This is a genomic window from Nostoc sp. (genome assembly GCF_035638895.1).
GTDB lineage: Bacteria > Cyanobacteriota > Cyanobacteriia > Cyanobacteriales > Nostocaceae > Nostoc.
Genome location: NZ_DASQZC010000304.1, coordinates 1 through 1,996, shown reverse-complemented (window position 1 = coordinate 1,996; position 1,996 = coordinate 1). Strand labels below are relative to the sequence as shown.

The window sequence follows — 1,996 nt, the reverse complement described above, 5'->3', positions numbered from 1 at the left end:
TTAAAAGTTGTTCGTAATTTGTCAGTTTTTCTGGTGTTGGTTGCATCTTAGATTCCTGGGCTGGTTGTGACAGGGTAACAGGATTCATCTGTTGCTCTGGCTGGGTGATGATACTAGCAGTCACACCGTTCATTACTGGGGTGGATTTTTTATGTCCGTTAGTTTCTATCACTGCTACAGGTGGAGTTACACCTGGGCTGCTAAATAAGGGAGCCGCATCAGGATATTCGGGAGTGGGTAATGTGACTTTATGCCCATCCTGCAAAGCTAGAGCAAAGGCATTTTTCGTTTTTTCGGATCTGTAGTTTATGCCGTTTAAACGGACATTTAATGTCTTCTTCGTCTCAATTGGGGGAATAGTTTGGGGAAGTTGGTAAGGATCGAGGTTATTCAAAGCCAAGCCAATTACCCGCAACTGCACAACTGCTTCCCGCAAAGAGCGATCGCTATTCTTCTGAACGCTAGGGTTCAAAGATACGGTGATGTGTGGGCGATCGCCAAGGATATCTTTTACTAAGTTGGTGAGAATTCTTCTCGGCCCAAATTCCACAAAGCAAGTACCACCCGCCGCATAGATATTTTCAATTTCCTGCTTAAACAGTACCGAATTTGAAAGGTGGCTTTCGAGGATTTTTTGAATACCTTGGGCTTCTTTAGGATACTGCTTACTAGTAACGTTGCTGTAAACAGGGATTTTGGGACTTTGGAATTTGACAGACTTGGTGGCGATCGCAAAGGATTTCTGAGCAAAGGCGATTAGCGGTGTATGGAACGCTGCTGATACAGGTAACAATACAGCTGTATATCCTTTCTCGTGCAAAGCCTCTTTGATTCTCGCTATTTCTGCGGTAGGCCCAGCCAAGACAAATTGAGTCGGAGAATTTTGATTAGCGATCGCAACTTGAGGAAAATGTCTCAGCACTGCTTCCACTTTGCTGATGTCTTCTTTGACAGCCAACATACTTCCCGCATCATGATCTGGGTCTTCGGGTGCAGCCATTGCTTGACCCCTAGCTTTCACTAAGAACAAGTAATCTTCAGTACTCAGAACCCCCGCAGCCCATAACGCTGTTAGTTCACCAAAGCTATGCCCCGCCACAAAATCTGACTTAAATCCAGCTTGTTGCAATATGCTGTACATCCCTGCGCTCAACACCCCGATGGCTGGTTGAGCGTATTCTGTGCGTTGCAAGGCAGCAATTTGAACATTCTTTTCTGCCTCTCCAAACACAGGATGAGGGAAAACGATTTCTGACAACGGCTGTAAATTATCTTTGAGCAACAGGCTATCCATATAACCATGAAGACGGCGCATCAAAGGAAAATTCATCACCAGTTCGCGTCCCATCTCCAAGTATTGCGAACCTTGTCCAGAAAATAGAGAGACAACTTTTCCGCCCAACTCCATACCAGAGGAACGGTAATAAATCCCTTGGGGATGCTCCCAAGATGCTGCTGTTCCTTTGTGTTTCAACCATTCAATGCTAGTTTGCAGCAACTTGCAAGCTTCTTCAAGATTCTCAGCTACAAACCCAAATCTGGCAGCAGAAAGGGGAATTTGCTGTGATTTGCACTCATTGACTAATTGTGCGTAATGTGCATTTGCTTCAGGCGATACTCCTCCGGAGTCACTTCGTGAACGCAACTTACCTAAAATGTCTTCAGATTTGCTCAACAATTGGTCTACTGTAGGAGCAAACAACAGCACTTCACTAGCATCACTGTGTAAGCGGTAAGCTTGGTTTTGCTCGGCTTCATATTCTTCCAAAACAACGTGATAGTTGGTTCCGCCAAATCCGAAGGAACTTACACCTGCGCGTCTTGGTGCTTCCCCTTCTGGACGAATCCAAGGTCTGGTTTCGGTATTCAAATAAAAGGATGAAGTTTTAATGCTGAGTTTGGGATTCGGCTCGGTGATGTTAATTGTCGGCGGTAATACTTTGTGATGTAAAGCCAAAGCAGTTTTAATCAAACTCGCCGCACCCGCAGCCGCTTT

Annotated in this window: 1 protein-coding gene; it reads right to left on the bottom strand. The window is 45.2% G+C overall.

Going from position 1 to position 1,996, the window contains the following annotated elements:
- Positions 1 to 1,996, bottom strand: a 1,996-nt coding sequence (locus VE944_RS14760) for an acyltransferase domain-containing protein (RefSeq protein WP_324978212.1), incomplete at both ends; no start/stop codon positions are given.